The sequence below is a fragment of the Mesorhizobium sp. M7A.F.Ca.CA.002.04.1.1 genome, assembly GCF_004022805.1.
In the GTDB taxonomy this organism is placed as follows: domain Bacteria; phylum Pseudomonadota; class Alphaproteobacteria; order Rhizobiales; family Rhizobiaceae; genus Mesorhizobium; species Mesorhizobium ciceri.
Map to the genome: position 1 here is coordinate 1 of NZ_RZPL01000624.1, position 3,439 is coordinate 3,439.

General features: G+C 62.5%; 3 protein-coding genes and 1 pseudogene. 2 read left to right on the plus strand and 2 right to left on the minus strand.

The genetic code is table 11. The features are described from left to right. Both ENZ75_RS25535 and ENZ75_RS25540 read left to right on the plus strand, forming a co-directional pair. A partial coding sequence (locus ENZ75_RS25535; RefSeq protein ID WP_245481233.1) for a thiamine pyrophosphate-dependent enzyme occupies positions 1–417 on the plus strand: 417 nt, incomplete at its 5' end. Positions 418–586: 169 nt separating this feature from the next. After that, a complete protein-coding gene (locus tag ENZ75_RS25540) occupies positions 587–1,294 on the plus strand; it encodes an SDR family NAD(P)-dependent oxidoreductase (protein WP_063169846.1) in 708 nt (235 codons plus the stop codon). A gap of 97 nt (positions 1,295–1,391) precedes the next feature. On the opposite strand, the gene rpsA is transcribed toward ENZ75_RS25540, so the two are convergent. Then, on the minus strand, positions 1,392–3,089 hold the full coding sequence (gene rpsA / locus ENZ75_RS25545; protein WP_013528183.1) for a 30S ribosomal protein S1: 1,698 nt from the start codon (positions 3,087–3,089) through the stop codon (positions 1,392–1,394). A 215-nt stretch (positions 3,090–3,304) separates the two neighbouring features. Further along, a pseudogene (locus ENZ75_RS25550) lies at positions 3,305–3,439 on the minus strand (cytidylate kinase); the annotation flags it as partial.

The following is a 3,439-nucleotide window of genomic DNA, read 5'->3' on the forward strand; positions in this document are numbered from 1 at the left end:
GACCATGATCGGCCAGGCGGTTGGTTCAATGCCGCCACCGGCTTCGGCGCGCTTGGCTACGGCCCGCCGGCCGCAATTGGCGCGGCCCTTGCGATACCCGATGCGCCGGTCGTCTGCCTCACGGGTGACGGCGGCTTCCAGTTCACGCTGCCGGAACTGGGCGCCGCGCTCGACGCGCGGGTACCGGTCATCTTCGTCGTCTGGAACAACAGAGGCTACCGCGAGATCGAAACCTCGATGCTCGATGTCGGCGTCGAGCCGGTTGGCGTATCGCCGGCGCCGCCGGATTTCTGCAAGCTGGCCGAGGCTTATGGCATCGGCGCCGAACGGCTTGCCGATATCGACGCTCTCGCGGACGCGCTGAAGCGCGCCCGGGCCACCGGACTGCCGCGCGTCATCGAAATCACAGTTGACTGAAGCGCGGGTTTCCCGTTTTGGCGGGCCACGGCTGAAGTGTCGGACGCATGCAAAGACGCGACAACTGCCATGTCGAGATGTCAATTGAGTGATGGCGCAAAAGGCGCGACGCTTCGCGTCGGCGGCACAGAAATGACCTAACGATAAAAAAATGACAGGAGCGTCCAAGATGACGGAAACACTTGAAGGCAAGCATATCGTCGTGACTGGTGGGACCGGTGCGCTCGGCGGTGCGGTTGTCGGCAAACTGCTGAGCGACGGCGCGATCTGCCATGTGCCCAATGCTCATGCCGCCGCCCCTACGCATTTCCCCTTAACCTCGCATGACCGTGTCCAGCTGGTGCACAACGTCGATCTCTCGGACCCCGCGAAGGTCGAAGCGTTCTATAGCCAGGTTCCGGGCCTTTGGGGCTCGATCCATCTGGCTGGCGGCTTCACCTCGGCGCCTGTTGAAAAGATCGAGTCGGCGTCCTTTGCCGAGATGATGGACACCAATGCGCGCACCGCCTTCCTGTGCTGCCGCGCCGCGATCCGCTCGATGCTGTCGTCGGACACGGCGGGCCGCATCGTCAACGTCACCGCGCGCGCCGGGCTCGATCCGCGGCGCGGCGCCGGCATGGTCGCTTACGCCGCCAGCAAGGCGGCGGTGGCAGCCATGACGGTGGCGATGGCCGAAGAGCTGAAGCACAAGGGCATCCTGGTCAATGCCGTGGCGCCGTCGACGCTAGATACGCCGGCAAACCGCGCCGATATGCCGGATGCCGATGTCACAAGATGGGTCAGCCTCGAAGCCGCCGCCGAGGCCATCGCCTATCTCGCCTCGCCGGCCAATCAGGCGATGAGCGGCACGCTGGTGCCGCTTTACGGCAGGGCGTAACTTTCCAACCTTTACCTAGGTCAAAAAAAAACCCCGCCGGATCGCTCCGGCGGGGTTTTGTTTTGGAGCCTGTGCGAAGGCTTCGCGGTGCGAAGACTTAGCTGCCCTGCTTCTTCAGCGCGGCACCCAGGATGTCGCCCAGCGAAGCGCCGGAGTCGGTCGAGCCGTACTGAGCGACCGCTTCCTTCTCTTCGGCGATTTCCAGCGCCTTGATCGAGACCTGCAGCTTGCGGGTCTTCTTGTCGAAGGCGATGACGCGGGCATCGACCTTCTGGCCGACGGTGAAGCGCTCGGGGCGCTGCTCGTCGCGGTCACGGCTCAGGTCGGAGCGCTTGATGAAGGTTTCGATACCGCTGTCGACCAGCCGCACTTCCAGACCGCCATCCTTGACGCCGATGACTTCGCAGGTGACGACCGCGTTCTTGCGCAGTTCGCCTGAAGTCGCCGCTTCGCCGACCGTATCCTTGGCCAGCTGCTTGATGCCGAGCGAGATGCGCTCCTTGTCGATGTCGACGTCGAGCACCTGCGCCTTGACCATGTCGCCGCGATTGTACTCTTCGATGACCTGCTCGCCCGGACGGGTCCAGTCGAGGTCGGAAAGGTGCACCATGCCGTCCACGTCGCCTTCGAGGCCGATGAACAGGCCGAACTCGGTCTTGTTCTTGACCTCGCCCTCGACCTGGCTGCCGACCGGATGGCTAGAGGCGAAAGCCTGCCACGGATTCTCGAGCGTCTGCTTGAGGCCGAGCGAGATGCGGCGCTTGGCCGGATCGACTTCGAGCACCACCACGTCGACTTCCTGGGTCGTCGACAGGATCTTGCCTGGATGCACGTTCTTCTTCGTCCACGACATTTCCGAAACGTGGATGAGACCCTCGATGCCCGGCTCCAGCTCGACGAACGCGCCGTAGTCGGTGATGTTGGTGACGGTGCCCTTGATCTTCTTGCCGATCGGGAACTTGGTGCCGATCTCGGACCACGGATCGCTCTCGAGCTGCTTCATGCCGAGCGAGATACGGTGGGTTTCCTGGTTGATGCGGATGATCTGCACCTTGACCGTCTGACCGATGTTGAGGATTTCGGTCGGATGGTTGACGCGGCGCCATGCCATGTCGGTGACATGCAGCAGGCCGTCGATGCCGCCGAGGTCGACGAACGCACCGTAATCGGTGATGTTCTTGACGACGCCTTCGACAACCTGGCCTTCTTCGAGGTTCTGCACGATTTCCGAACGCTGTTCGGCGCGGCTCTCTTCGAGCACGGTACGGCGAGACACCACGATGTTGCCGCGGCGGCGATCCATCTTGAGGATCTCGAAGGGCTGCGGGTTGTGCATCAGCGGGGAGACGTCGCGGATCGGGCGGATATCGACCTGGCTGCGCGGCAGGAAGGCCACGGCGCCGTCGAGGTCGACCGTGAAGCCGCCCTTGACCTGGTTGAAGATGACGCCTTCGACGCGCTCACCCTTGGTGAACTTCTCTTCGAGACGGACCCAGCTCTCTTCGCGACGGGCCTTCTCACGGGAAAGCATCGCTTCGCCAAGCGCGTTTTCAATGCGCTCGACATAGACTTCGACGGTGTCACCAACCTTGAGGGTAGTGTCCTTGCCCTTGACGCCAAATTCCTTCAGCGGCACGCGGCCTTCGACCTTGAGGCCGACGTCGATGATGGCCATGTCCTTTTCGATCGCGGTGATCGTGCCCTTGACGACCTGGCCTTCGCCGGAATGGCCTGTTGTAAATGATTCTTCGAGCAGGCTCGCGAAATCATCGCGAGTGGGATTTGCAGCTGACATTGTTTCTCCTGGAGTGCCCCGCATCTGGAAGCGGGACGGGCGCCGTGGGTTAGCGTTGCGTTGGCCTGCCGGCGTTCCGGGCTACAAAAGCCCTGGGCCGCTCTTTAAGCGGCAATTCCGGCGCATGAAGAATGCTGGCAGGCTGGTTCGTGCCCGATATGGGTATTTTCTTCGCCTCCGACAACGGAAAGACGAGGGAAAAACCCGGATCAGACCTAGTCTCTCTTGGCCAAGACGTCATCGATGATCGCCATGGCTGCAAGAAACGCGGCTTCTATAGCCATTTCGCTGGTATCAAGCAAGTGCGCGTCGGCGGCCGGCTTCAAAGGTGAGTCGGCACGGCCCATGTC

Excerpts from the sequence above, each read along its gene's own strand:
- rpsA (WP_013528183.1), bottom strand. The coding sequence starts at position 3,089 with ATGTCAGCTGCAAATCCCACTCGCGATGATTTCGCGAGCCTGCTCGAA.
- ENZ75_RS25540 (WP_063169846.1), top strand. The coding sequence starts at position 587 with ATGACGGAAACACTTGAAGGCAAGCATATCGTCGTGACTGGTGGGACC.